General features: G+C 66.7%; 21 protein-coding genes. 9 read left to right on the forward strand and 12 right to left on the reverse strand.

The window, feature by feature from the left end; all coding sequences use genetic code 11:
• Positions 1 to 11 precede the first annotated feature (11 nt).
• The 3 genes from ACYVKL_RS20355 to glf are packed head-to-tail and all read right to left on the reverse strand — an operon-like array spanning position 12 to position 3,750.
• On the reverse strand, positions 12 to 596 hold the full coding sequence (locus ACYVKL_RS20355; protein ID WP_357189768.1) for a phosphatase PAP2 family protein: 585 nt from the start codon (positions 594 to 596) through the stop codon (positions 12 to 14).
• On the reverse strand, positions 593 to 2,554 hold the full coding sequence (locus ACYVKL_RS20360; protein WP_379165324.1) for a glycosyltransferase: 1,962 nt from the start codon (positions 2,552 to 2,554) through the stop codon (positions 593 to 595). The genes ACYVKL_RS20355 and ACYVKL_RS20360 overlap by 4 nt, the downstream gene beginning before the upstream one ends.
• A complete protein-coding gene (gene glf, locus ACYVKL_RS20365) occupies positions 2,554 to 3,750 on the reverse strand; it encodes a UDP-galactopyranose mutase (RefSeq protein ID WP_246598262.1) in 1,197 nt (398 codons plus the stop codon). The genes ACYVKL_RS20360 and glf overlap by 1 nt, the downstream gene beginning before the upstream one ends.
• Before the next feature lie 322 nt (positions 3,751 to 4,072).
• On the opposite strand from glf, the gene ACYVKL_RS20370 reads away from it, so the two are divergent.
• Positions 4,073 to 5,296 (forward strand): hypothetical protein, encoded by a 1,224-nt coding sequence (locus ACYVKL_RS20370; RefSeq protein ID WP_379165325.1) that lies wholly within the window; start codon positions 4,073 to 4,075, stop codon positions 5,294 to 5,296.
• Between the two features lie 62 nt (positions 5,297 to 5,358).
• On the opposite strand, the gene ACYVKL_RS20375 is transcribed toward ACYVKL_RS20370, so the two are convergent.
• The 3 genes from ACYVKL_RS20375 to ACYVKL_RS20385 all read right to left on the reverse strand — a co-directional run bounded on the left by ACYVKL_RS20375 (position 5,359) and on the right by ACYVKL_RS20385 (position 7,520).
• The gene (locus ACYVKL_RS20375) at positions 5,359 to 6,039 is read right to left on the reverse strand and encodes a hypothetical protein (protein WP_379165326.1); all 681 of its coding nucleotides are present in this window, start codon (positions 6,037 to 6,039) and stop codon (positions 5,359 to 5,361) included.
• A 160-nt stretch (positions 6,040 to 6,199) separates the two neighbouring features.
• Positions 6,200 to 6,955 (reverse strand): MerR family transcriptional regulator, encoded by a 756-nt coding sequence (locus ACYVKL_RS20380; RefSeq protein ID WP_379165327.1) that lies wholly within the window; start codon positions 6,953 to 6,955, stop codon positions 6,200 to 6,202.
• A 112-nt stretch (positions 6,956 to 7,067) separates the two neighbouring features.
• Positions 7,068 to 7,520, reverse strand: coding sequence for a DUF4189 domain-containing protein (locus ACYVKL_RS20385; RefSeq protein WP_379165328.1), 453 nt, complete (start codon positions 7,518 to 7,520; stop codon positions 7,068 to 7,070).
• A 270-nt stretch (positions 7,521 to 7,790) separates the two neighbouring features.
• Between ACYVKL_RS20385 and ACYVKL_RS20390 the strand changes: the two genes are divergently transcribed.
• Positions 7,791 to 8,522: a S1 family peptidase gene (locus ACYVKL_RS20390; protein ID WP_213558772.1), complete on the forward strand. Its 732-nt coding sequence runs from the start codon at positions 7,791 to 7,793 to the stop codon at positions 8,520 to 8,522.
• 93 nt (positions 8,523 to 8,615) lie between these two features.
• Here the strand turns inward: ACYVKL_RS20390 and ACYVKL_RS20395 are convergent, their stop codons facing one another.
• Both ACYVKL_RS20395 and ACYVKL_RS20400 read right to left on the reverse strand, forming a co-directional pair.
• Entirely contained in the window at positions 8,616 to 9,254 is a 639-nt protein-coding gene (locus tag ACYVKL_RS20395; RefSeq protein WP_379165329.1) for an NAD(P)-dependent oxidoreductase, read from the reverse strand.
• Positions 9,255 to 9,284: 30 nt separating this feature from the next.
• On the reverse strand, positions 9,285 to 10,220 hold the full coding sequence (locus tag ACYVKL_RS20400; RefSeq protein WP_379165330.1) for an EamA family transporter: 936 nt from the start codon (positions 10,218 to 10,220) through the stop codon (positions 9,285 to 9,287).
• A gap of 109 nt (positions 10,221 to 10,329) precedes the next feature.
• Here ACYVKL_RS20400 and ACYVKL_RS20405 point away from each other — a divergent pair, with 109 nt between their 5' ends.
• Both ACYVKL_RS20405 and ACYVKL_RS20410 read left to right on the forward strand, forming a co-directional pair.
• Positions 10,330 to 10,830, forward strand: coding sequence for a MarR family winged helix-turn-helix transcriptional regulator (locus ACYVKL_RS20405; protein ID WP_379165331.1), 501 nt, complete (start codon positions 10,330 to 10,332; stop codon positions 10,828 to 10,830).
• A gap of 262 nt (positions 10,831 to 11,092) precedes the next feature.
• Complete coding sequence (locus ACYVKL_RS20410; RefSeq protein ID WP_379165332.1) at positions 11,093 to 11,596, forward strand: helix-turn-helix domain-containing protein; 504 nt, start codon at positions 11,093 to 11,095, stop codon at positions 11,594 to 11,596.
• Positions 11,597 to 11,611: 15 nt separating this feature from the next.
• Here the strand turns inward: ACYVKL_RS20410 and ACYVKL_RS20415 are convergent, their stop codons facing one another.
• Positions 11,612 to 12,121 (reverse strand): hypothetical protein, encoded by a 510-nt coding sequence (locus ACYVKL_RS20415; protein WP_379165333.1) that lies wholly within the window; start codon positions 12,119 to 12,121, stop codon positions 11,612 to 11,614.
• A gap of 62 nt (positions 12,122 to 12,183) precedes the next feature.
• Entirely contained in the window at positions 12,184 to 12,711 is a 528-nt protein-coding gene (locus tag ACYVKL_RS20420; protein WP_379165334.1) for a hypothetical protein, read from the reverse strand.
• 31 nt (positions 12,712 to 12,742) lie between these two features.
• On the opposite strand from ACYVKL_RS20420, the gene ACYVKL_RS20425 reads away from it, so the two are divergent.
• Complete coding sequence (locus tag ACYVKL_RS20425; protein WP_379165335.1) at positions 12,743 to 13,804, forward strand: hypothetical protein; 1,062 nt, start codon at positions 12,743 to 12,745, stop codon at positions 13,802 to 13,804.
• Between the two features lie 222 nt (positions 13,805 to 14,026).
• Here the strand turns inward: ACYVKL_RS20425 and ACYVKL_RS20430 are convergent, their stop codons facing one another.
• Positions 14,027 to 15,439: a SpoIID/LytB domain-containing protein gene (locus ACYVKL_RS20430; protein WP_379165336.1), complete on the reverse strand. Its 1,413-nt coding sequence runs from the start codon at positions 15,437 to 15,439 to the stop codon at positions 14,027 to 14,029.
• 264 nt (positions 15,440 to 15,703) lie between these two features.
• Between ACYVKL_RS20430 and ACYVKL_RS20435 the strand changes: the two genes are divergently transcribed.
• Entirely contained in the window at positions 15,704 to 17,908 is a 2,205-nt protein-coding gene (locus tag ACYVKL_RS20435; RefSeq protein ID WP_379165337.1) for an N-acetylmuramoyl-L-alanine amidase, read from the forward strand.
• A gap of 1 nt (position 17,909) precedes the next feature.
• On the opposite strand, the gene ACYVKL_RS20440 is transcribed toward ACYVKL_RS20435, so the two are convergent.
• On the reverse strand, positions 17,910 to 18,710 hold the full coding sequence (locus ACYVKL_RS20440; RefSeq protein ID WP_379165800.1) for an HAD family hydrolase: 801 nt from the start codon (positions 18,708 to 18,710) through the stop codon (positions 17,910 to 17,912).
• Positions 18,711 to 18,936: 226 nt separating this feature from the next.
• Here ACYVKL_RS20440 and ACYVKL_RS20445 point away from each other — a divergent pair, with 226 nt between their 5' ends.
• From ACYVKL_RS20445 to ACYVKL_RS20455, 3 genes are read left to right on the forward strand one after another with little or no spacing between them, the layout of a single operon-like run.
• On the forward strand, positions 18,937 to 19,917 hold the full coding sequence (locus tag ACYVKL_RS20445; protein ID WP_379165338.1) for an ABC transporter permease: 981 nt from the start codon (positions 18,937 to 18,939) through the stop codon (positions 19,915 to 19,917).
• Positions 19,914 to 20,867 (forward strand): ABC transporter permease, encoded by a 954-nt coding sequence (locus ACYVKL_RS20450; protein WP_379165339.1) that lies wholly within the window; start codon positions 19,914 to 19,916, stop codon positions 20,865 to 20,867. The genes ACYVKL_RS20445 and ACYVKL_RS20450 overlap by 4 nt, the downstream gene beginning before the upstream one ends.
• A complete protein-coding gene (locus ACYVKL_RS20455) occupies positions 20,864 to 22,723 on the forward strand; it encodes a dipeptide ABC transporter ATP-binding protein (protein WP_379165340.1) in 1,860 nt (619 codons plus the stop codon). Before ACYVKL_RS20450 ends, ACYVKL_RS20455 begins: the two co-directional genes overlap by 4 nt.
• Positions 22,724 to 22,740: the final 17 nt, after the last annotated feature.

Raw genomic sequence — 22,740 nt, forward strand, 5'->3', positions numbered from 1 at the left:
TTCCTGGGCGGTCACTTCGCGAGTCTCTTTTCGGCGGCGAGCACGACGGCGGCGGATGCTGCGCCCAGTGCGGAACCCGCGAGCACGTCGGAGGGGTAATGCACACCGAGGACCACCCGCGAGAGCAGCATCGGCGGGACGAGCACCGCAGGCAAGGGTAGCCCGGTCAACCGGCCGAGCAACACAGCCGCCGCCGTGGTCGAGGTCGCGTGCGAGGACGGGAAGCTGAGCTTCGACGGCGTCGACACGTTGACCTGCACGGACGGGTGGTTCGGGCGGGGGCGCCGGACCACGCGCTTGATGACGACCGAGGCGGCGTGCGCGCCGAACGCGCCGACCGCGACGCCCGCCCACTGGCGGCGGCGCGGCTTGTCGACCAGCGCGCCGACCGCGGCGATGCCGATCCAGCCCAGCGAGTGCTCACCGAAGTGGGACATACCGCGGGCGGCCTTCACGACCGCCGGGTTCTGGCCGATGGTGCCCTGCACCAGGTTCAGAATCTTCACCTCGGGCGGGGCGGCGGCCGGAGTCGCCGCCGCGTCCGGGACCACGTGCAGTCCGCGGTCCACGCCGGAAGCTGGCTGTGCAGCCGTCATTCGGTGTCACTCCTCGTCTGGGTGGCGTCGGGAGCGGCGTCGATGCCGAAGACGTTCTCCCACGCGGCCTTGCTGGTGAGCTGCGCGTGCGCGCGACGATACTGCTCGCGCACCTCCGGGAAGCGTTCGGCCAGCTCCTTGCGCAGGCGCATGGCTTCGGTGAACAGCTCCTTGGCCTTGCGCGGATCCCGCTTACGGTAGACGACGCCGCGGCCGTCGGCGGTGGTGACGGTGACGCCGTCCACCTGTGAGAGCAGGAACCAGCGCGCGTCCAGCGTCGGCACGTTCAGCTGCGGGGTGTCGTGGTGGGCCGGGTTGGCCTTGCGGAAGTTGTGCAGCACGCCCTTGCCCAGTCGCACCACCTTGGCGAGCGGGTTGCCCGGTTCGCCGACCGCGCCGACCTCGGCCCGCGAGGCCAGGGGCAGTTCGGTGGAGGACGGCACCACGACGGCGTCCGGGTACTCCTTGCGCATGGCGTGCACCTTGCCGAGCGCGGTCGGCAGCAGCTCGAAGAGCTTGTCCGGGCCCGCCAGGTAGTCGCGGATCGCCTCGTTCTGGATGGCGACCGTCGAATACTCCAGGCACAGCAGGTGTTTCAGCGTGGCCTTGACGGTGTTGACCACCATCGGACGGCCGTCGTTGGGCAGGTGCAGCGAAGCCACCACCAGGCGGTTGCGCAGGTGGAAGTAGGCCTGCCAGTCGATGGCGTCGTCCTTGTCGGACCAGGCCATGTGCCACACCGCCGCACCCGGCAGGGTGACCGTCGGGTAGCCGTGTTCCCTTGCGCGCAAACCGTATTCGACGTCGTCCCACTTGAGGAACAGCGGCAGCGGCTGCCCGATCTCCTCGGCCACCCGGCGCGGGATGACGCAGGTCCACCAGCCGTTGAAGTCGACGTCGATGCGCCGGTGCAGCAGCTTGGAGTTGTCGCGGTCACGCAGCGGGTTCTTGGCGAAGTCGTGGTCGTATTCAACGGTCGCGGGCGCGGTCCACATGAAGATGGAGCGGTCCACGATCTCACCCATGGTGTGCAGGTGCGAGCGCTCCTGCAGGTTGAGCATCTGGCCGCCGGTCAGGATGGGCGACTTGGCGAAACGCGAGAAGGCCAGCGCGCGCAGGATGCAGTCCGGCTCGATCTCGATGTCGTCGTCCATGTAGACGATGTACTCGGCGGTGGTGGTCTTCAGCGCCTCGTACATGACCCGGCTGTAGCCGCCGGAGCCGCCGAGGTTGGGCTGGTCGTGGATGGCCAGCCGACCGCCGAGGCGGGCCGCGGCCTCGGCGAAGCCGGGCTCGTCGATCACCTTACGGGTGCCCTGGTCGGGGATGATGACGGCCTCGATCTTCTCCAGCACCAGTGGATCGGAGCCGAGGGCCGTCAGCGTCTTGACCGCGTCGGTAGGGCGGTTGAAGGTCGGCATGCCGACGGCGATGCTGCCCTCACCGGGCGCCTCGATCGGCGCGTACCAACCGCCGCTGCGCATTTCGACGTGGCTGTCGGTGGTGATGTCGAACCAGATCCAGCCGCCGTCCTCGAACGGGCCCAGATCCACCTCGAACTCGACGAAGTCGGCGGCGGCCGCACCCTCACCCGGGGTGCTGAACTCGTTGCCCTGCACGTGGATTCGGGAGCCGTCGGCCTTGGAGCGGTAGACGTCGACGCGGCCGTGGCCGGACAGTTCCAGCCGCAGCACCACCGACTTCAGCACGCTCCAGCGCCGCCAGTAGCTGGCCGGGACCGCGTTGAAGTAGGTGCAGAACGAGACCTCCGACTCCGCGCCGATGGCCAGCGCGGTGCGCGTGATCGCGTGCGCGCGACGGGAATTGGTCTCGGATTCCTCGAGGTACAGCTTGCGGACGTCGAGCGGCTCACCCGGCCGGGGCAGGATGATGCGCTGGAGCAGGGATACGGCGCGAGTCTCGATGCTCATGTCTTCCCGCGTGAGTTGGGCAGTCATCAGGCCTCATCCACCAGCGGCGCACCGGACTCCAGGTGCGGGCGCAGCACGTTGTCGAACATGCTGAGCGCGGCGCCGATGGCCATGTGCATGTCCAGGTACTGGTAGGTGCCCAGGCGGCCACCGAACAGCACCTTGGCCGAAGCGGTTTCGGCCTTGGCGCGCTCGCGGTAGGCGAGCACCTTGGCGCGGTCTTCGGGGGTGTTGATGGGGTAGTACGGTTCGTCGCCGGTCTGGGCGAAGCGCGAGAACTCGCGCATGATGACCGTCTTGTCGGCCGGGTAGTTGTCGCGCTCGGGGTGGAAGTGGCGCGGCTCGATGATGCGGGTGAAGGGGACGTCCGCATCGTTGTAGTTCATTACCGGGATGCCCTGGAAGTCACCGGTTTCCAGCACCTCGGTCTCGAAATCGATGGTGCGCCAGCCGAGTTCGCCCTCGCTGTAGTCGAAGTAGTGGTCCAGCGGGCCGGTGTAGACGACCGGGGCGTCCGGGCTCTGGGCACGAACCTCGTCGCGCACGTCGAACCAGTCGGTGTCCAGGCGGACCTCGATGTTCGGGTTCTCGGCCATCTTGGTCAGCCACGCGGTGTAGCCGTCCTTGGGCAGACCCTCGTAGGTGTCGTTGAAGTAGCGGCTGTCGAAGGTGTAGCGGACCGGCAGCCGGGTGATGATGTTCGCCGGCAGTTCCTTGGGGTCGGTCTGCCACTGCTTGGCCGTGTAGTCGCGGATGAACGCCTCGTAGAGCGGGCGGCCGATCAGCGAGATGCCCTTCTCCTCGAGATTGGTCACATCGTCGCTGGCGACCTCGGCCGACTGCTCGGCGATCAGCGCACGCGCCTCGTCCGGGGTGTAGTAGCGGCCGAAGAACTGGGAAATCATGCCCAGCCCCATGGGCAGCGGGTAGGCCTGGCCCTTGTGCAGGCCGAAGACGCGGTGCTGGTAGTTCGTGAACTCGGTGAACTGGTTCACGTAGTCCCACACTCGCTTGTTGGAGGTGTGGAAGAGGTGGGCACCGTACTTGTGAATCTCGATGCCGGTTTCGGGGTCCGCCTCCGAGTAGGCGTTACCGCCCAGGTGATAGCGGCGTTCCACCACCAGGACTCGCTTGCCGAGCAGGTTGGCGGTGCGTTCCGCGATAGTCAGCCCGAAGAAGCCGGAGCCGACAACGATCAGATCGAAGGGGGATGCGACGGTCACGGTCGCCCAGACTACCGGCACTGCCGCAGGACGCGCGTGGGCTGTGTTCGATTGCCCTCCGCTTCGCTCCGGGCGGGTTCGCGGCCCTGTTACCTCGTTCTTCCCTCCTCCGCTCCTCCGCTTCGCTCCCCCGCTCCGTCGGTCCAGAACGAGGCGGGCCGCGAACTGTGAGTTCTGCGCCTCATAAGTTGCGAGGTTTTCGCTCAGAGTTCACGAAACGCTGACAGTTGCGCCATGAAAGCTGTATTACATATCGACTCGATTTGTAACACCGACCAGTCTGTTGCCGCGTGCTTGCGCGACCCCTCGAAAGACCATCTACATGCGCCTCGCTCGATTCGCCCCGTTCGTCGGGGCCCTGTCCATCACCGCCATGCTCGGCACCGCCGCCCTCGTCCCGGGTGCGGCGCCCGCGCGCGCCGACGAGGGCGACGCGCTGGCGGCAACCCAGATCGCCGACGCCGGCGAGGTCTGCGGCAAGCCCGCGGCAACCTTCGACGACGTCATCACCGCGGCCGCCACGGCCATCCGCACGGTGGTTCCGGCCGAGCAGCAGACCGCCTACGACCGCTCGGTCGAGGATTTCCGGCTGAACGTCGCCTCGATCCATGTGCACCGCAACGGCCTGCCGCTGGGACCGGACGAGGTCAACGAGCGCACGCAATTCCTCGACGACCCGATCGTCACGTACATCGTCGACAACCTGGACGCCGTCAAGACCGGCCGGCTGCACCAGACCATCGCGCTGTCGCAGCTGAAGGTGCGCGACGTGGTCGAGGTGTTCATCCTCGCCACCCGGATCGTGAAGATCCCCGCGCAGTTCGCGGCCAGCCTGGTGCCGACCGTCGGCTTCGTGCTCAAGCCGGTGGTGGGCGCGCTGTTCAACGGGGTGAAGTCGCTGGCGCGGTCGGTGCAGTCGCAGCTGTCGGTGGGCTGCGGCGCCACCGGCGGCTACCGGAAGCTGCAACTCGAGCTGCCCGACGAGCGCGTCGACGTACCGCAGCCGCTCATCGATCTGGCGAACCAGCTCACCAAGGCCGACGGCACCTGCACCCCGCTGGCCGAACTGAAGACCGCCGACCTGGTCGAACGCACCCGCAAGTTCCTCACCACCGCCGCCGGGCTGTCCGTGGACCCGGCCGCGGTGAACGCCAATGCCGATGCACTGCAAGGCTTCCTGCGCGACAACCGGGTCGCCGACGTGATGATGCTGCGCCGCACCGAGCAGCTCGGCCCGATCGTGGACTCGCTGGATTACGGGCCGCTGACCTTCCTGGCCAACCTGGGCTTCGACATCTACGAGGGCCGCGCGCTGAACACCGTGCCGCTCGCGGATGTGAAGGTGGAGAACGTCTTCTCGCTCATCACCTTCGCGCTGGACACCACCAGCCTGCTGCTCACCGTCGGCAATACGATCGCGGGATTCACCGGCGTGGCCTCGACCGTGCTGACCCCGCTGGGCATGGCGGAGACCATCGCCTTCGCGCCCGCCACCTATGGCGCGCCGATCCTGCGCGGTGTCATGCAGTCCGTGTGCGCGGCCTGATCCGCCGCTGACGACGACACGGCCGCCCGGTCCGAAGACCGGGCGGCCGTGCGTGTTTCGGCTCAGTAGTACGGGTAGTACGGCTGCACGACCGCGGGCGTCTGCTTCCCGGCCTCGATCCAGCGGCCGGTGGGCGGGACCGCCGCCAGCACCAGGATCGCGATGGAGAAGACCAGGCTGACGAAGGCCGTGCCCGGGCCGTTCGCCAGCCCGATCACCCCGAGCACCACGGCGATCGAAGACAGGACGATCAGCATCACCCGGCCCGCCTGCTTGCGCATGAACAGCAGGATGCCGCCCACCGCCCACAGCACGCCGACCAACAGCACCAGCGCGCCGAGACCGAGGAGGATGCCGTAGAGCTCGTCGTCGCGGCGGTAGCGACCGCTGTAGGAGTCCTCGCCACCGCTGACGATGCTCGCCGCGACCAGCATGATCACCCCGCCCAGCAGCGACAGCACCGACGCGATGCAGGCCAGCACGCCTGCGGTGATTGCGGTCCCGCCGCTCGCTGCCGGCTGCGGGGCATACGGCGAATATGCGGGCGGACCCGGATATGCGGGCATCGGATAGACGCTGGGCTGCTGCCCGAAATCCGTGGCGGGAACACCGGCTTGGCCCGGATACGGCTGAGAGAATCCCGGGTACTGAGGCGGATTGCCCGGAGTGGCCTGCTGATATCCCCCAGCGTCCTGACCGAAGCCACCGCTCGGATCACCCGGCGGACCATACGGGTAGCTCACTGGTTCCTCCCCTCACCACTATCGGCGAACTTTACTCCGGCAGGTACCCGGACGATCCAGCTGTTTTTCGAGGCCACCGCCGGAACGGCCGTAGCCTCTCCCGGCGCTGAGCTGGAAGAGGCTACGGCTGTTCGCTTTTCGAGTTACGGCCGGGTTCGGGTCACAGTCGCGCCGAGGCGTACGCCCGCATCGCGTCGCGGACGTACTCCGCGGTGCCCTCGCCGTGCTTGTCGTAGTTCTTCGCGAACCGCGGGTCGGCTACGTACATGTCGCCGAGGCCGTTGAAGTACTGGGCGGTCACGGGCCCGTTGGTAGGCGTCGAGGCGAGCCAGTCGTAGTGGCGCTGCACGATGGCCTGCACCTCGTCGCTGTCGACGGGGAGCCCGGTCGCGTGGGCGCGTCCGTAGTCGGCGGCGATGTCCAGGTGGGTCCGGAGGTGGGCTTGTTTCTCGGCCTCGCTCTTGGCGTTCCACCATGTGTTGCCGCTGTCCCAGGCGTTCTTGCCCCAGCGTTCGATGACCTCGTCCTTGTATCGGGCGTGGTCGAATCCGTCGAATACCTCGTCTGCCATCAGTTGCTCACCTGCTTCCGTTTTGCGCAATGTTGTTTGCACCGAGGTGATTTGGCGCGCGATCCGGTCCTGCTCGTTTTTCAGCAATTCCAGATGGGTGCGCAGGGCTGCGGCGGTGTCCTTTTGGCCCGCGAGTACTTCGGCGATGGCCGGCAGGCCGAGACCGAGCTCGCGGAGCAAAAGGATGCGTTGCAGCCGTACGAGGGATTCCTGGTCGTAATAGCGGTAGCCGTTCGACCCGATCCGGCTGGGCGGCAGTAACCCGAGGTCACCGTAATGCCGCAGGGTGCGGCTGGTGGTTCGGGCGACGGTCGCCAATTGCTGGATGGACCATTCGGCTGCCACGTTCCGGCCTTTCGTATCCTCTCGTTCTCCTCGACGAATTCAGGATGCAAGTTGACGTAGCGTCAAGGTCAAGCCCTGACCAGTATGCGCCGGTCGGGGCTGGTTCGAGGGCTTACGCGCCGGCGGTGCACTCGCTGTAGCGCACGTGGACGGACTGCTTGGGCGGGGCCGAGCTGCCGAACATGGCGGGCGGCGAGGGCAGCCAGTTGGTGAGCCGGTCCATGGCGTCACGCTCGGCTTCGGCCCGGTTGCGGCCCGAACCGCCGTAGTAATAGGTGTGGTCCGCGCTCTCCGCGATGGCGCCGCAGCCGTTGGCGAACTGCACCATCACCTTGCAGCCGCGGTGGGCGCACTTGTTCAGCGCGGCCGTGTCGGAGGCGCCCCAGCTCGGGTAGTTCCAGGCGGCGCCGTAGAAGGTGCCGCCGTCGGTGCTCAATGCGAGTGTGCCGTACAGCGAACCGTCCGGCCCCCGCTCGGCGTTGGCGGTTCCGGCCCCCAGCGACGTCACCAGTACGGCCGCCGCGGAAACGAACATGGTCAGGGCGAGCTTGCCCGAGAAAGCCATTCGAATTCTCCCCATTTCGCAGCGGCCGCTGCGCATGGGCCGCTACTGCCTTCGGTGGTGCGATCACCACTGCCCGATTTCTATCACGGGCCACCGACAGGACCAAGTCAGTTTCCGCCGGAACGCGGTGCTGGACATAGCTTTTCCGAATAGCTCGCGAAGTAGGGGCTTGCCAATCACTTGCGGGCGTGACATGCTCCACGCGCGCGCTCCCGGACTCCTGATTTCGGCGCGCTGGATTCGAATATTTCGTGGGATGGGGAAAACCTGATGCTGTCTGCGGGCCGCGCCCGAGTTCTGCGCTTGGCGGCCGTGGCCGCCGCTGCCGTGAGCTCCACTCTGTTGTTCTCCGGACCCGCGAACGCGGCCGCGCCGGTGGTGCTCGGCGGTGGCTCCGGCGTCTATGTCGAGGACCTCACGGACCCGAACTCGGTCAGCGAGTGCACCATCACCGCGATGGGCTACGACAACAAGAACCAGCTGGTCGGCCTGACCGCCGGCCACTGCGGTGAGGTCGGCGCACGCATCGCCGCCGAGTACACCCGCTCCGGCGGCATCGGCGTCATCACCGAGAAGGACGAGGAGATGGACTGGGCCATCATCGTCTTCAATCCGGAGAAGGTGAACCCGACCCGCCGGGTCGCGCAGTCGGTCATCAACTCGGTCGGCGCGCCGCCGCAGATCGGTGAGAACGTCTGCAAGAACGGCCGCACCACCGGCTTCACCTGTGGTCCGGTCTGGGAGACCAGGTCCACCTTCTTCCGTAGCCAGGTGTGCGCCAACCACGGTGACTCGGGCGCGCCGGTGCTGCGCGGCGACCAGCTGGTCGGCATGGTCGTGGCGGGCACCGACTTCAAGGCCGGTCCGATAAGCATCGAACTGCCGCTGTGCACCGGCGGCGGCAACCTGATCCACGAGCCGGAACTGGCCACCAACATCACCACCGTGCTGGCCGACATCGACCGCCACGGCGGGGCGGGCGCGGGCTTCCGCGTCGCGTAAGACATTCGGGCCAGGGTGAACCGGCCGACACCGCGGGGCGTGACCGGATCATCGGTCACGCCCCGCGGTGTTTTCGTTGTGCCGGACGGATTCTCAGTAGCCGACGGTGATGCGGGTGCGGTGGTGGCGGGGGTTCTCGATCTCGTCGAGCAGCGCGATGGCCATGTCCTCCATGGAGATCGAGGAATTGCCCGCGTCGTCGACGATCAGTTCGTCGAGGCCGCGCCGGAAGAACCCGGTCCGCTCGCCCGGCTCGAATAGCGCGGGCGGGCTGACGTAGGTCCAGCTCACCGGGTGCGCGGTGGTCCGGAACACCTCGAGCTGGCGACGACCGCCCTCCGCGATCGGCCCCAGTTCGGCAGGGAAATCAGGCTGTTCGCTGAGCGTCTTGCCGGTGCCTGCGACGGTCAGGGTGCCCGCGCCGCCGACCACCAGCAGCCGGATTCCGCTGTCCGACAGTCCTTCCAGGAGGGCCGTGGCGACCTCGGCGAGCTCGTGCTCGCGGCCCGGAACCGGGCGGGTGGCGCTGACCACGACATCGCTACCGGCGCTGGCCTTCTCGACCTCCTCCGGGTCGGCCGCGTTCCCGGTCCACACCTCGACCTGTTCGGGCAGGTGCCGCAGCCGGTCCTCGTGGCGGGCGACGGCGCGCACCCGGTGCCCCCGGCTCAGCGCCTCGGCCACGACCCGGCTCCCGGTGTCCCCACTGGCCCCGAACACTGTGATCTGCATGATGTTTCGCTCCTTCGCAAGAATGTCGGGTCAGGCCGCGGTGCGGGCGGGTGCGGCTGTTGCCGCGTCGGTGTCGGGTGCGGTGGTCTTGGGCGCGGTTCCGGTCTGGCCGAGGATGGTGCCGCCGAGCGCGATCGCCATGCCGAGGATCTGCAGCGGGGCCAGCGACTGGCCGAGCGCGGCCCAGCCGATGACGGCCGCCGACAGCGGGCTGAGCAGGCCGAGGAACGACACCGACGTGGCCGGGGCCTTGGCGATGCCGCGGAACCAGATGGCGTAGGCGGCGGCCGTGCCGATCAGGCCCAGGTACAGGTAGCCGCCGATATTGCGGGCGTCCAGCGCGGGCGGCGCGCCTTCGACGATGGCGGCCAGCGGCAGCAGCATCAGTCCGCCGGCGGTCAGCTGCCAGCCGGTCATGGCCAGCGGGCTGACGCCGTCGGGGCGTCCCCAGCGCTTGGTCATCACGGTGCCGCCCGCCATGGAGGCCGCGCCCAGGAGTCCGGCGATGATGCCGACGGTGTCGAGAACCGCTGTGGCCCTGAGGACTACGAGTGCGACGCCGAACAGTCCGATCACACCGGCCAGCACCTTGCGGGTGGTGAGCCGTTCGTTGAGCGCGACGGTCGCGATGCCGAGCGCGAACAGCGGTGCGGCCGCGCCGAGTACAGCGGCGACGCCGCCCGGCAGGCGGTAGGCGGCCAGGAACAGGAGTGGCATGAAGATGCCGATGTTGAGTGCGCCGAGCACGGCCGCCCGCCCGATCCACTGTCCGTGCGGCAGCTTGCGGGTGATGGCGAGCAGCAGCAGTCCGGCGGGCAGCGCCCGCATGAGCGCGGTGAACATGGGCCGGTCCGGCGGCAGGAACGTCGTCGTGATCGCGTAGGTCGATCCAAAGACCAGCGGTGCGAGCGCGGTTACGGCGAGGGTTCCCGCGAGTCCTGCGGCGCCGGCGCGTGTGGTGGTCATCGATAGCTCCTCATTGATAATCTCAACGTTGAGATAACACCATCCCGGATACCTCAGCGTCAAGTATCTCAACGTTGAGATTATTTCCGAGACCGAAAGGAGCAGGTCAGTGCCCGACGCAGTCGATCAGATCGGTGCCGCCTGGCGTGTGCAACGCCCCGACGTCGACACCTCCCCCATGCAGATCTTCGGCCGCATCTCCCGCCTGGCCCGGATCCTGGAACGCGAACTCACCGACTTCTTCCGCCTGCACGGCCTGGAACGCTGGGAGTTCGACGTCCTCGCCACCCTCCGCCGCTCCGGCAACGAAACCGGCCTCAGCGCAGGCGCTCTCAACAAGGCCGCCATGATCACCTCCGGCGCCATCACCAACCGCCTCGACCGCCTGGCCGCCAAGGACTGGGTCGAACGCGTCCCCGACGCCACCGATCGCCGCGCCATCCGAGTCCACCTCACCGACACCGGCCGCGAACTAGTCGACCGACTCCTCCCCCTGCACATGGACAACGAGCAGCGCCTCCTGGCCGCCCTCACCCCCGAGGACCGCGAAACCCTAATCCCCCTCCTCCGCAAGTTCTCCGAATCCCTCGGCGACCTTTCCCTGGACTGAAACACGAAAAGGCGGCGCCCTCATTACGAGAGCGCCGCCAAACGACGCAGCCATCCCCCGGCAAGCAGTCATTGGCAAGCAGCAAATCCTGGACACCATGCCCGAGCGCCAGCCGTCGTCAGCATTTGAGCTATCATTCGAACATATGTTCTATTATCCCCGATGACAGGACCGGAGTTCAACGAACCCCGCCCGCACAATCCGTGGGACACCCCCACCGCACATAGCACAATACAAATGTTCGCGAGAGAGGTGAAAAGAGTTGCCCGGCAACATGTTCGGTGACTACATCCGCCAGCGCCGCCAGGACGCCTGGCTCACCCGCACCGAACTCGCCAAGAAGGCGAGCCTGTCTGTCTCCCTCATCGAAAAAATCGAGCTGGGCACCCGCCAACCGACGCTTCACACCCTGCAGATCCTCTTCGACCACCTGGACGTGGCCCCGATGTACCGCCGCCACATCCTCGAACTGAGCCTCCCGGGCCTGCTCGGCCCACCTATGCCCAGCACTCCACGCCAGCCCGAGGCCGACGACCTCGCCGTACTGGCCAGTCTCGCCACTCCCGCCAGCTTCTACACGCTCCCGACCTTCACGATCGTCGCAGCCAACGCGGCGCACCGGGCGCTCTTCCCGGGGTTGACCGCGGGCACCACTTTCCCGGAATGGCTGCTGCTCAACCCACTTGCCCGAGAAATGATCGTCGACTGGCGTCTGCAGGCACGCCGGTGGCTCTGCCGGCCGATACCGGTCGGCAGAGCAACCTGACCCACGGGTACCTCATCAATATCCGTTGGCCAACATAGCTTCTCGGATCGATTCGCAGAGCGGACGGTCGATCGCGCCGGGCGGAATGAGCTCGTCTGCTCGAGCGAGAAGCTCATCCCCGCAACGATCTATCCACTCGGACGACAAGGACCCGTCATCCTGTTCCTTGATCTGCATTCCATCCCAGATGATCTGCAGTCCATCGCTTTCGGATTCATCCAGATCCCGGATCTGCGACCACAGGGAATTCATTCGCCACACAGCGGACGTCGGATCGATCAGCCCCATCCGCCATGCCCGCCCATAGACGCCGGCGACGGCATCCCAAGGATCAAGACGCGGGGAGTCGCCCAGCAAACGGCCCAACTGCTGCGAGAGCTCCGCGACCTTGGAATCGATAGCCGCGTCCGCTTCGCCTTCCATCCGGGCAAGCTCGACCGCCGCCGGATACGTGATGCCGCGATCCAACACCAACCGGGCGATGGACGGCCAGTAGCGCGACACCAACACGTCGTCCTCGATCACCGCCGACAGCCCGTGGATGACTCGCGCAGTGGCTGGCGGCGCGGACGGACCACAGGCCCCCATCACTCGCCCGGAACCCAACTGGCATGGCGCCACCACCAGTGACTCTCAGGTACCCAGCGAGGAATCTGCTCCTCCAGGATCGCCTCAGTGAGGGGTCCACGTGCACGCATGAACTCATCCATCTCGTCCACGTATTCTCGATCTTCATCCTCGAAAATCGCTGCGGCACCCGGATATTCATCCATGAGAATCTGAATCACCGATCGACACATCGAGGGTTCATACCAACCGTCTTCAGCAGAAGCCAGGGCTGAATCAAGCGCATCACACAAGTACGACCATAGATTATCCTCGTTGCGGCGTAAGAGTTTAACGACTCCAGCCCGAAAGTCGATCAGCTTCTGCGTATCAACCGTCTCGCCCGAGAAAACACCCGCTTGAACTGCGATCAGATCGGCCATGCCGGCGCGAAACGACGAGAAATCCCTGCTCCACCGACCCGTTTCATCCTCAACAGCTATTGCCCGTTCGAGGTGCGCGATGGCCTCATTCATGCTCTGCTGCAGTCCCGGGAAACGTTGATCCACTGATTTAGCTCCTTACAAGGTTCCCCATCCGGTGCCCTCGAACGATCCTTGGAAGGACTGTGTCGTCGACAGTACCGTCAGCGCCTGCCCCGGCAAGGTCTCGGCGACGGCGTCTGGGGCGACTGGGGCGACTGGGCAGCCGAACCGGGGGTGGCAGCGGGCGGCATTGGCTGTCGGCCTTTCTTCTCGAGATCGGGGATTTCGAAACCGAGGCCGATCGCTCGATCGAGCGCAATCCGCCCTGGTTGGCACGACGGAAGGCGTTGGCTACGGTGACCACATGGTCGGCAAGCGTTACCGCACGCCACAGGGCTACAAATGGGTCGCGGTCTGGCCCACCCCTCGGAAACTCGGAATGCTGCTCACCGGAATCGCGATGATCGCGGCGGCCGTCCTCGGTGTCGCCGTCCACCTGTTCTCGATCGTCGTCGAAGTCACCATTGCCTTGATGGGACTCATGTTCATCGCCTGGAGCCGTCCCCGACGTCGACCGGGGATCTCTGTCGATGCCGCCGGTCGCTGCGTACTGCGTTTCAGGCCGGTCCTGATCCCACAACTCCACGGAGCCTTGTTCCTCGGCGCCGCCGGCATTTCGATGATCTGGTGCGGAGCCAGCGGTGCAGTCCCAGGCTGGTTCATGTTCTCGGGAGCAGCATTGGTCGCCATTCCGCTGTATGTGTCCCCGTTCGTGATCAAGAACGCTCGTGGGGCCTACCTAACCTTCGACCGAGATACATTCCGACTGGAGAACCGGCTTCCGAGAATCGGATTCGACCGTGAATTCCGTTGGGACGCAGTCACCGACCTCGCCCTCGAACGCGACAACACCACGCAGACGAAGACACCCACACCGATCATCACCTTCGCCTGTCCGGACGACTCGGTCATGATCCATGCCTCGGCGACCGAAGGCCGCGACGTCGCGACGACCATCGACGGTCGTTGGCAGCTGCGGCCCCCGTGGTTCACCGTCGAACCGAACGCACTGTTCGCCACGATCCAGTACCTGAGCACCGGCCCCGAACACCGGGCGAATATGACCGTCGCGGACCTCGAAGCAATGCTCACCCCACCGCGGCGGGCGGAGCGCTGACTCGGCGCAATGCCAAGGGGATTCACCGTCGAGGTTGCGTAACTCGTGGGCATCCGGTGTCGCCGTAAGCACGATCCAGCGCTTCGAGAACGAGGAGCGCTCCCCCGACATGCATCGGCTCTTCGCGCTGTGCAACGCACGTTTCACCCCTCGAGGTCATGGATCGCGCCGTGCAGTTCGTCAAACGCAGCGCGGGCGAGGAGTAGTGGCGAAACCGGCCCGTCAGTAGTCGAGGGCAGGGGTGATCGGCGACGCCGGGACGGATGCCGGGGTCGGGACGATCGGCGGGGTTGACGCGGCGCGGGGAGTCGGGATTGCGGACGGGGCCACCGGACGGGCGGGGACTTGGGGAGTCGCCGAGTCGGGGCCCAATCGGGTGTCGGATTGCATCGAGTTCGGGTCGGCGCTGCCCGGGCTGGGGAGAGCGGGGATGACGGAGCGGGTGCGGTTGCCGGGGTTCTGGCCGGGGCGAGCCGGGGTGCCCGGGGTGACATTGCCTGGGGCAGTTGGGGTTTCCGCGCCGGGGACGACTGGGGTGACATAGGACGGGTCCGTATAGGCGGGGTTTGCCGCGTCGGGGATTGCCGCGTTCGGAGTGGTTGCGCCCGGGACGGTGGCACCAGGCGTGGTAGCGCCTGGGGTGGCAGAGCCCGGGGTCGTGGCGGTTTCCGGTTCGGATTCCGTTGGGGTGGTGAGTGTTTGCTGGTTTTGGGGAGCCAGGAGGTTGGGGAGGCCCGGGGTGTTGGCTCCGGGGAAGTCGGTGAGGGCGGGGCCTACTTCCATGGCGGAGGCGGGGGTTAGGGGGCCGCCGTCGGGGGCTGCGGAGTATTCGGCTCGGAGGATTCGGTTGTCGCGGACCAGGACTCGGCCGGAGGTGTCCTCTACGGCGGCCGTGGTGCGGGGGTCCTCTTTGTCGGTGCCGAGGTACATCTGGCAGTCGGTGGTGTCGCAGGTTTGGGCGTAGGTGTAGCGGTTTTCGGCTAGGGCGTAGGAGCGGGCGGCGATGGCCTGGGCGCGGAGGGCTTCGGCGCCGCCCTGGTCGGCCCAGCCGGGGACCATTTCGGCGGGGACCACGCCTTTGAGGTAGTCGTCGAGGTCTACCTCGTTGACCGTGCGGAAGGCGTCGCCGTCCAAGGCCACGCCGAGGACGCCGCGGAAGGCGTTGCCGCCGCATATTTCCAGTTGTTCTTCGGCGGGGCGGGCGGTGCCGTCGGTGACGGGGTAGGCCCAGGGGTCGTCGGTTGTGCCTTCCCAGAGGTTGTTTCCGTCGCAGCCCTGGGTGATGGTGACGTCGGCGCCACTCGCGGTGGGGGTGAGGTGCGCGGCCTGGCCGGGGATGACACGGCGGCCGGCGACGTAGAAGACGGAGTCGGAGACGACGTCGAGGGTTTTGTCGTCCTGGTCCATGAGGCGGACTCGGACGGAGGTCGCACCGACGTCGGCGAGGTTCGCTCCGGCGTAGTAGTTCGCGAGGATGCGCTCGGCGGTCCAGCCTTGGGCGGCCTTCTCGAACGCGCCGTTCTGACTCAGACCGCGGCCGTGACCGGCGCCGACGGTGAGGTGCAGGGCGTTCTCGGGCCAGGCCAAGACCAGCAGGGCGGCGCCGCCGGTGGTGACGGCGACTGCGAGGGACATGGTGAGCAGACCGCGCCGTCTCTGGCGCTCGGCTAGGTACCCGTTCGGCATGTCATACCCGTTCTTTCGAGGGGTGAAGCTACATTCGAGTTACCCAAAGCTAAGCCTCAACCATACGTTCAGGGAATGTGACAATAGGGACTAGTGTGCTCGTTGATGCGCCAAGTAGCAAGCTTGTGCTCGGGGCGCGGTTAGACCGATTTACCTGAATGGGAGATGCTTGTGCCGTATCGCAGACCGAAACATGCCTACACGCTCCCGGTAGTGACCGCCCTCGCGCTGACCGTGCCCGTCGGCGTCCTCGCGCTGAGTGATACCCGGGATGTCCGGAACGCGGATCAAAGCGAATTGGCAGCTATACCTGCGCAAATAGCCGAAGTCGCCCTGGCCTCGGCGCCCGACATCGTGCTGCCGCTCCACGAGCTGACCGGGCTCAACCTGCCCGACCTACGCCTGTCCGATCTCCGGATGTTGCCGCTGCCCAGCTCGATTCAGATTCCGCAGAATCTCATCCCGGGCGTGCCGCTACCCACCGAGATCCCCCTCCCCAAGCTGAACAACTCCCCGCAGCAGCCCGTCGGGCCCGGACCGGCCACCGCGCCGCGCTCCGCCCGCCCGACCGTGCCGGGCTCACTCCCCAACGCCAACCCCGTCCCGGGCGCCGTCAAGCCGGCCGGGACACCCGGCTTCATCGCCGAACCGGGGCCCGAGATCCCGGCCGCACCGAACGCCGAAACCCGCGCTGCCCCACTGGTTCCCGCGCCCGGCGGTGAAACACCCGCCGCCGCGCCCGCCCCGGCACCGATCCCCACCGCCGACAACCCGGCCGCGCCCGGTCCACACCCGGTGCCCGGCCTCACCGGCGACCTACGCACCCCCGCCCTCTCCCCCGGCGCGGTGCCCACCGACCTGGTCGACAAGGTCGGCGCGCAGGTCAAGGAGCTCACCCGCGACACCCCGTTCAGCATGGTCGCGGTCACCGCGACGGATGCTCTCAAAGCCACCACCAAGATTCGCGCCCAGCGCCCCGACGGCACCTGGGGACCCTGGTACGACGCCGAGGCCGAATCGGGCAAGGACAAGTCCAAGCCGGGTAAACGCAACGGCACCGAACCCATCTACGTCGGCAATACCAAGACCGTGCAGATGCTGGTGACGCCCAAGGCGAAGGCCGTGTCCGCGCCCGCCGAACCCACTCCGCTGGACGACAGTTCGGCCGATCCCGCGCAGATCAACCTGGAGAAACTGGCCGCGGTGCTGATCGATCCGGGCCGCGGCAGCATCGACGAGAACCTCACCTCGGTGGCCGCGCCGCTGCCCGGCGGCGGGCCGAAGGTGATCTCTCGGGCCCAGTGGGGCGCCGACGAATCGCTGCGCTGCGAGGAACCCACCTATGACGACGGTGTCTCCGCGATCACCGTGCACCACACCGCGGGCCGCAACGACTACACCAAGGCCGAGTCCGCGGGCATCGTGCGCGCCATCTACTCGTATCACGCGAAGACGCTGGGCTGGTGCGACATCGGCTACAACGCGCTGGTCGACAAGTACGGGCAGATCTTCGAAGGACGCTACGGCGGCCTGGACCGTCCGGTCGAGGGCGCGCACGCGGGCGGGTTCAATATCGATACCGCCGGGGTCGCGCTGATGGGCGACTACGAGGAAGACGACCCGACCGACGTGTCCATCCAGGCGATCGGCAAGTTCATCGGGTGGCGCGCCAAGCTGGCGGGCTTCGACCCGCAGGGCTCGACCACCATGTACTCCGAGGGCAGCGATTACACGAAATACGCTCTCGGACAGGCGGTCAAACTGCCGAACATCTTCGCGCACCGCGACGTCGGCAACACCACCTGCCCCGGTGACGCCGCCTACGCCCTTATGGACAAGATCCGCCAGATCGCCGCCGACACGGCCGGCGGCACCGACACGGTCGCCCCGACCACCCCGAACCGCACCCACCCCGGCCAGAACGCCGGAGCGAACCCGCAGGTCCAGGCGGCCCCGGCGCCACCCGCACCCAACTCCAGCGAGGCGGACCTGGCCGCACTCGCCGACCTCACCCAGCGGATCCTCGGCATGCTCGACCGCAGCCCGGTCGCCCGCTACTGGAACGAACAGGGCGGCGCGACAGGCCCACTGGGACAACCGAAAGCGGTACCGATCGCACTCGCCGACGGCGGCCAGTACGGCGAATTCACCAATGGCTTCGTGTACGCCAATTCCACCGGTCGAATCGTTTCGGTGGTCGGGAAGATTCTGGAACGGTTCCTGCAATTGGGTTCGGGCGCAGGCATTCTCGGACTGCCAACCAGCAACGAATACCCGGTCTCGAACGGCATCCGTACCGACTTCCAAAACGGCGCACTGATTTTCGACAAGCTAACCGGAATCGTGACAACCGTGCTGAAGAACTATGGCGCGGTACAGGACCCCATCAAACCCATTCCCGCGGTGACCCCCAACTAGGTCAGGACCACCAGCGCTCCAAGGTGCGGGCCACGCCGTCGTCGGTGTTCGAGGGTGCGACCTCGTCGGCGGCGGCGATGGCTTCCGGGTGGGCGTTTGCCATGGCTACGCCGTGGCCCGCCATCAGGAGCATCGGGACGTCGTTCGGCATGTCACCGAAGGCGATGAGGGAGGAGTGCTGGACGCCGAGACGCTGGGCTATGACGGCGAGGCCGGTGGCCTTGGTGACGCCGGGGGCCGAGAGTTCGATCAGGCCGTTGTCGGTGGAATAGGTGAGGTCGGCGCGGCCGGCGAGGTGGGGTTCCAGGACGGTGCGCATGTCGTTGCTGGAGGTGCCGGGGAGGCGGATCAGCATCTTGATCGCGGGGGCGGAGATGACCTCGGCGCGGGACACCTGGGTGTCGTCGGGGTTGAGCCAGGCGTGCTCGTATTCGGGGGAGCTCACGAACTGGGGGGTCGCGGCGTCGTGGGCGGTGGCGCCGACGCGTTCGGCGGCCAGACCGCAGCCGGGCAGCAGGTGCTCGGCCAGATCGGCGGCCCAGGTGAGGGTTTCGATGTCGAGGGTGCGGCTGTCCAGGACGCGATCGTTGGCGCTGTCGTAGATCACCGCACCGTTGCCGCACACGCACAGCGGCGCGTAACCGAGCCCGTCCACCACCGGATCGATCCAGCGCGGCGGCCGGCCGGTGGCGAGCACGAACGGCACCCCGTCCGCGATGAGCGCATTGATAGCGGCCTTGGTGCGGGCGCTCACCTGCTCACGGTGGTCGATGAGCGTGCCATCCACGTCGGAGGCGACCATCTTGGGTTTGGGCAGGTGAAAGAGCGTCACCTACTCCATCCTGCCTCGAGCCGCGACCCGTGCGCCCGTGGATTACGGACGATGCCGTACAAACGAGACCTTTCCGCCATCACCCCTGGCCGGACCGGTTAACACACGGATTGCCGGGGCGTCCGCGGTCCGTACCCCGCGTTTCCGCACTCCACTCCTTATGATCTGGGGCAGAACTCGACCCCGAAAGGGAATGATGGCCGGTTTTCTGCTGCGACGTGCGCTGAACTATGTCGTGCTGCTGGTGCTGGCGTCGTTCCTGGCGTTCGGGCTCGCGTCACTGACCTTTCGCCCGCTCGACAGCCTCGAGCATCGCAACCCACGGCCGCCGCAGTCGGTGATCGACGCGAAACGCGAAGAACTGAAGCTGGATGTGCCGATCCCGCAGCGCTACGTGGAGTGGGTCGGCGGCATCGTCACGCACGGCGACTTCGGTAATACGCTGGCCGGACAACCGGTGAACCAGGAACTGCCGCGGCGCATCGGGGTCAGTCTGCGACTCGTCCTCGTCGGCTCGATCATCGGCACGATCCTGGGCGTGCTGATCGGTGCAGCCGGGGCGATCCGGCAGTACAAGGTGAGCGACTATCTGACCACGGTACTTTCGCTGTTGATCATCAGCACACCGGTGTTCCTGCTCGCGACATTGTTGAAATACGGTGCGTACGAGATCAATACGGTCACCGGTCAGCAGATCTTCTACTACACCGGCGAGACCTCGGCGAACGCGGTGCACGGCAGCTGGAATCAGTTCGTCGACCGTTTCCAGCACATGATCGTTCCCACGGGCGCCCTGATCCTCACCGCGGCCGCCTCGTACAGCCGCTATCAGCGCGCGGCCATGCTCGACGTACTTCAGAACGACTTCATCCGGACCGCGCGAGCGAAGGGCCTCACCCGCTCCCGGGCGTTGTACAAGCACGGCCTGCGAACGGCACTCATCCCCATGGCGACGCTGTTCGCGTACAGCTTCGGCGGGCTCATCACCGGCGCGGCCTTCGTAGAGAAGATCTTCGGGTGGCACGGCGTCGGCGAGTGGCTGGTGGACTCGATCACCGCCCAGGACCTGTACCCCGTGGTCACCATTACCGGGTTCGTCGCGCTGGTGATCCTGCTGTCCGGGCTGCTGTCCGACATCGTCACCGCCATTCTCGACCCCAGGGTGCGTGCGTCATGACCGAAACCGAACTCATCAGCCAGGGCGCGCCCGAGCCGATGGCCGCCGGCCGCCGCAAGCTGGTGGCGAGGCGCTTTCTGCGCAACAAACCGGCCGTCATCGCATTGACGATCCTGCTTCTGATGCTGATCCTCGTCTTCGCACTGCCACCGTTCCTGAAATACGACTATCAGCAACTCGATTACACAGCGCTGCTCAAGCCGCCCAGCTCCCGACATCCTTTCGGCACCAACCAGATCGGCCAGGACGTTCTCGCCCAGACCCTGCGCGGCCTGCAGAAGTCACTGATCATCGGTTTCGCGGTGGCCTTCATGGCCGCCCTGATGGCGGCCTTCGCCGGATCGGTGGCCGGATTGCTGGGCGGCTGGACCGATATGGCGATCATGTGGGTGGTGGACCTGCTGCTGGTCATCCCCAGTTTCATCATCGTCGCGCTCTTCGCACCACGCGCGAAGGGCAGTAACAGCGTCGTGCTGCTCATCCTGCTGCTCGGCGGATTCGGCTGGATGATCAGCGCACGCATCGTGCGGGGACTCACGTTGAGCCTGCGTGAGCGTGAATTCGTCAGAGCCGCACGTTATATGGGCGCGTCCACCTGGACGGTCATCACCTCCCACATCATCCCGAACGTCGCGTCCTTTCTGATCATCGACACCGCCCTCGCGGTGGGTGCGGCGATCATGGGCGAAACCGGTCTGAGCTACCTGGGATTCGGTGTGCAGCCACCGGATGTCTCGTTGGGCACGCTGATCGCCTCGGGCACCAAATCGGCGCTCACCTATCCATGGCTGTTCCTGTTCGCGGGTGGGTTCCTGGTGCTGACCGTGTTGTGCACGAACCTGGTCGGTGACGGGCTGCGTGACGCTTTCGACCCGAACGCAGTGCGTGCACGATCGCGCCGCCAGGACCGGGCCGCCGGTAAGAAATCCGCCGGAAAGGCCGCGGCATGACCGACATGACGAACCGGACCACCACCGCACCGCTGCTCGAGGTCTCCGATCTGCGGGTCAGCTTCCCGAGTGAAGAAGGCCGCGTCGACGCGGTGCGCGGAGTGAACTACACCGTGCAGGACGGCGAGGTCCTGGCGATCGTCGGTGAATCCGGTTCCGGCAAATCGGTTTCCTCGCTGGCGGTCATGGGGCTGCTCCCGGATCAGGCCCGGGTACAGGGGTCCATCCGGCTGCGCGGACAGGAACTGCTCGGCATGGGTGACCGGCAGCTGTCCACGCTGCGCGGCAGCAAGATCTCCATGGTCTTCCAGGACCCGCTCTCGGCCTTGACGCCGGTGTACCGGGTCGGCGACCAGATCGCCGAAGCACTACTGGCGCACAGCAAGATGAGCAAGCATGAGGCCGCTGAGAAGGCGGTGGAACTGCTGGACCTGGTCGGCATCCCCGATGCAGCACTGCGCGCCAAGGCTTTCCCGCACGAATTCTCTGGCGGCATGCGCCAACGCGTGGTGATCGCCATCGCGATCGCCAATGATCCCGAGCTCATCATCTGCGACGAGCCGACCACCGCGCTCGACGTCACGGTGCAGAAGCAGATCCTGAATCTGCTGCGCAAGGCGCGCGACATCACCGGTGCGGGCGTCGTTTTCATCACCCACGACATGGGTATCGCGGCCACCCTCGCCGATCGCGTGGCGGTCATGTACGCGGGCCGGATCATCGAAACCGCGCGCACCGCAGATCTTTTCAACGCGCCGCGGATGCCGTACACGGTGGGCCTGCTGGGGTCCATCCCCCGGCTGGACGGTCCGGCACGGATGCCGCTGGTACCCATCGTCGGCGCACCGCCGGCCATGCACGCACTGCCGCCCGGCTGCCCCTTCGCGCCGCGCTGCCCGGTCGCGGTGGAGGACTGCCAGGCGGCCGAGCCTCCCCTGCAGGACACCGAGCCCGGACATCGCGCAGCCTGCATCCGGGTCGCCGAGGTCGGCACCGCGGATCTGTTCGCGGCGTACCGCCGCGAGGTCCCGCCCGCCGAAGCCTCGGTCTCCACCGATGAGCACGTGGTGCTGCGGGTTTCGGACCTGAAGAAGACGTTCCCGCTCACCTCCGGCGTGGTCTTCAAACGCCGCACCGGCGAGGTGAAGGCGGTGGACGGCGTCAGCTTCGAGATCAAGTCGGGGCGCACGCTGGCCTTGGTCGGCGAGTCCGGCTCCGGGAAGTCGACGACGCTGACCCAGATCATGGACCTCATCGCACCGGAGAGCGGCCGCATCGAGGTCCTCGGCAGCGATGTCGCCACCCTCACCAAGGCTCGGCGCAAGGAAATCCGGCGCAAGCTGCAGATCGTCTTCCAGGATCCGTCGGCCTCCCTGGATCCCCGGCTCCCGATCTCCGACGCGCTCGCCGAGCCGTTGCGGATCAACGGACGCCCACAGGACGAAATCCAGCGCCGCGTCAAGGAACTGCTGAACCTCGTGGGCCTGCGCCCCGAACACGCGGACCGGTATCCCGCCGACTTCTCCGGCGGGCAGAAGCAACGCATCAATATCGCGCGGGCCCTCGCCTTGGACCCGGAGATCCTGGTCCTCGACGAGCCGGTGTCGTCGCTGGACGTGTCGATTCAGGCCGGGGTGCTGAATCTGTTGCGCGACTTGCAAGCCGAACGCGGGCTGTCGTACTTGTTCGTCTCCCACGATCTGTCGGTGGTACGCAATCTTGCCCACGACATTGCCGTCATGTACCGCGGTCAGCTCGTCGAATATGGTGCGGCCGAACAGGTCTTCAGCGATCCGCGGCACGAGTACACCCGCGCCCTCATCGACGCCGTTCCCGTCCCGACCGTTACGGGATAGGGGCGGAGATTGTTCCA

The sequence above is a fragment of the Nocardia tengchongensis genome, assembly GCF_054781395.1.

Coding starts and splice junctions, on each gene's coding strand:
- ACYVKL_RS20355 (WP_357189768.1), bottom strand. CDS start 596: ATGACGGCTGCACAGCCAGCTTCCGGCGTGGACCGCGGACTGCACGTG.
- ACYVKL_RS20360 (WP_379165324.1), bottom strand. CDS start 2,554: ATGACTGCCCAACTCACGCGGGAAGACATGAGCATCGAGACTCGCGCC.
- ACYVKL_RS20370 (WP_379165325.1), top strand. CDS start 4,073: ATGCGCCTCGCTCGATTCGCCCCGTTCGTCGGGGCCCTGTCCATCACC.
- ACYVKL_RS20385 (WP_379165328.1), bottom strand. CDS start 7,520: ATGGCTTTCTCGGGCAAGCTCGCCCTGACCATGTTCGTTTCCGCGGCG.
- ACYVKL_RS20390 (WP_213558772.1), top strand. CDS start 7,791: ATGCTGTCTGCGGGCCGCGCCCGAGTTCTGCGCTTGGCGGCCGTGGCC.
- ACYVKL_RS20395 (WP_379165329.1), bottom strand. CDS start 9,254: ATGCAGATCACAGTGTTCGGGGCCAGTGGGGACACCGGGAGCCGGGTC.
- ACYVKL_RS20400 (WP_379165330.1), bottom strand. CDS start 10,220: ATGACCACCACACGCGCCGGCGCCGCAGGACTCGCGGGAACCCTCGCC.
- ACYVKL_RS20430 (WP_379165336.1), bottom strand. CDS start 15,439: ATGTCCCTCGCAGTCGCCGTCACCACCGGCGGCGCCGCCCTGCTGGTC.
- ACYVKL_RS20440 (WP_379165800.1), bottom strand. CDS start 18,710: ATGGTCGCCTCCGACGTGGATGGCACGCTCATCGACCACCGTGAGCAG.
- ACYVKL_RS20445 (WP_379165338.1), top strand. CDS start 18,937: ATGGCCGGTTTTCTGCTGCGACGTGCGCTGAACTATGTCGTGCTGCTG.
- ACYVKL_RS20450 (WP_379165339.1), top strand. CDS start 19,914: ATGACCGAAACCGAACTCATCAGCCAGGGCGCGCCCGAGCCGATGGCC.
- ACYVKL_RS20455 (WP_379165340.1), top strand. CDS start 20,864: ATGACCGACATGACGAACCGGACCACCACCGCACCGCTGCTCGAGGTC.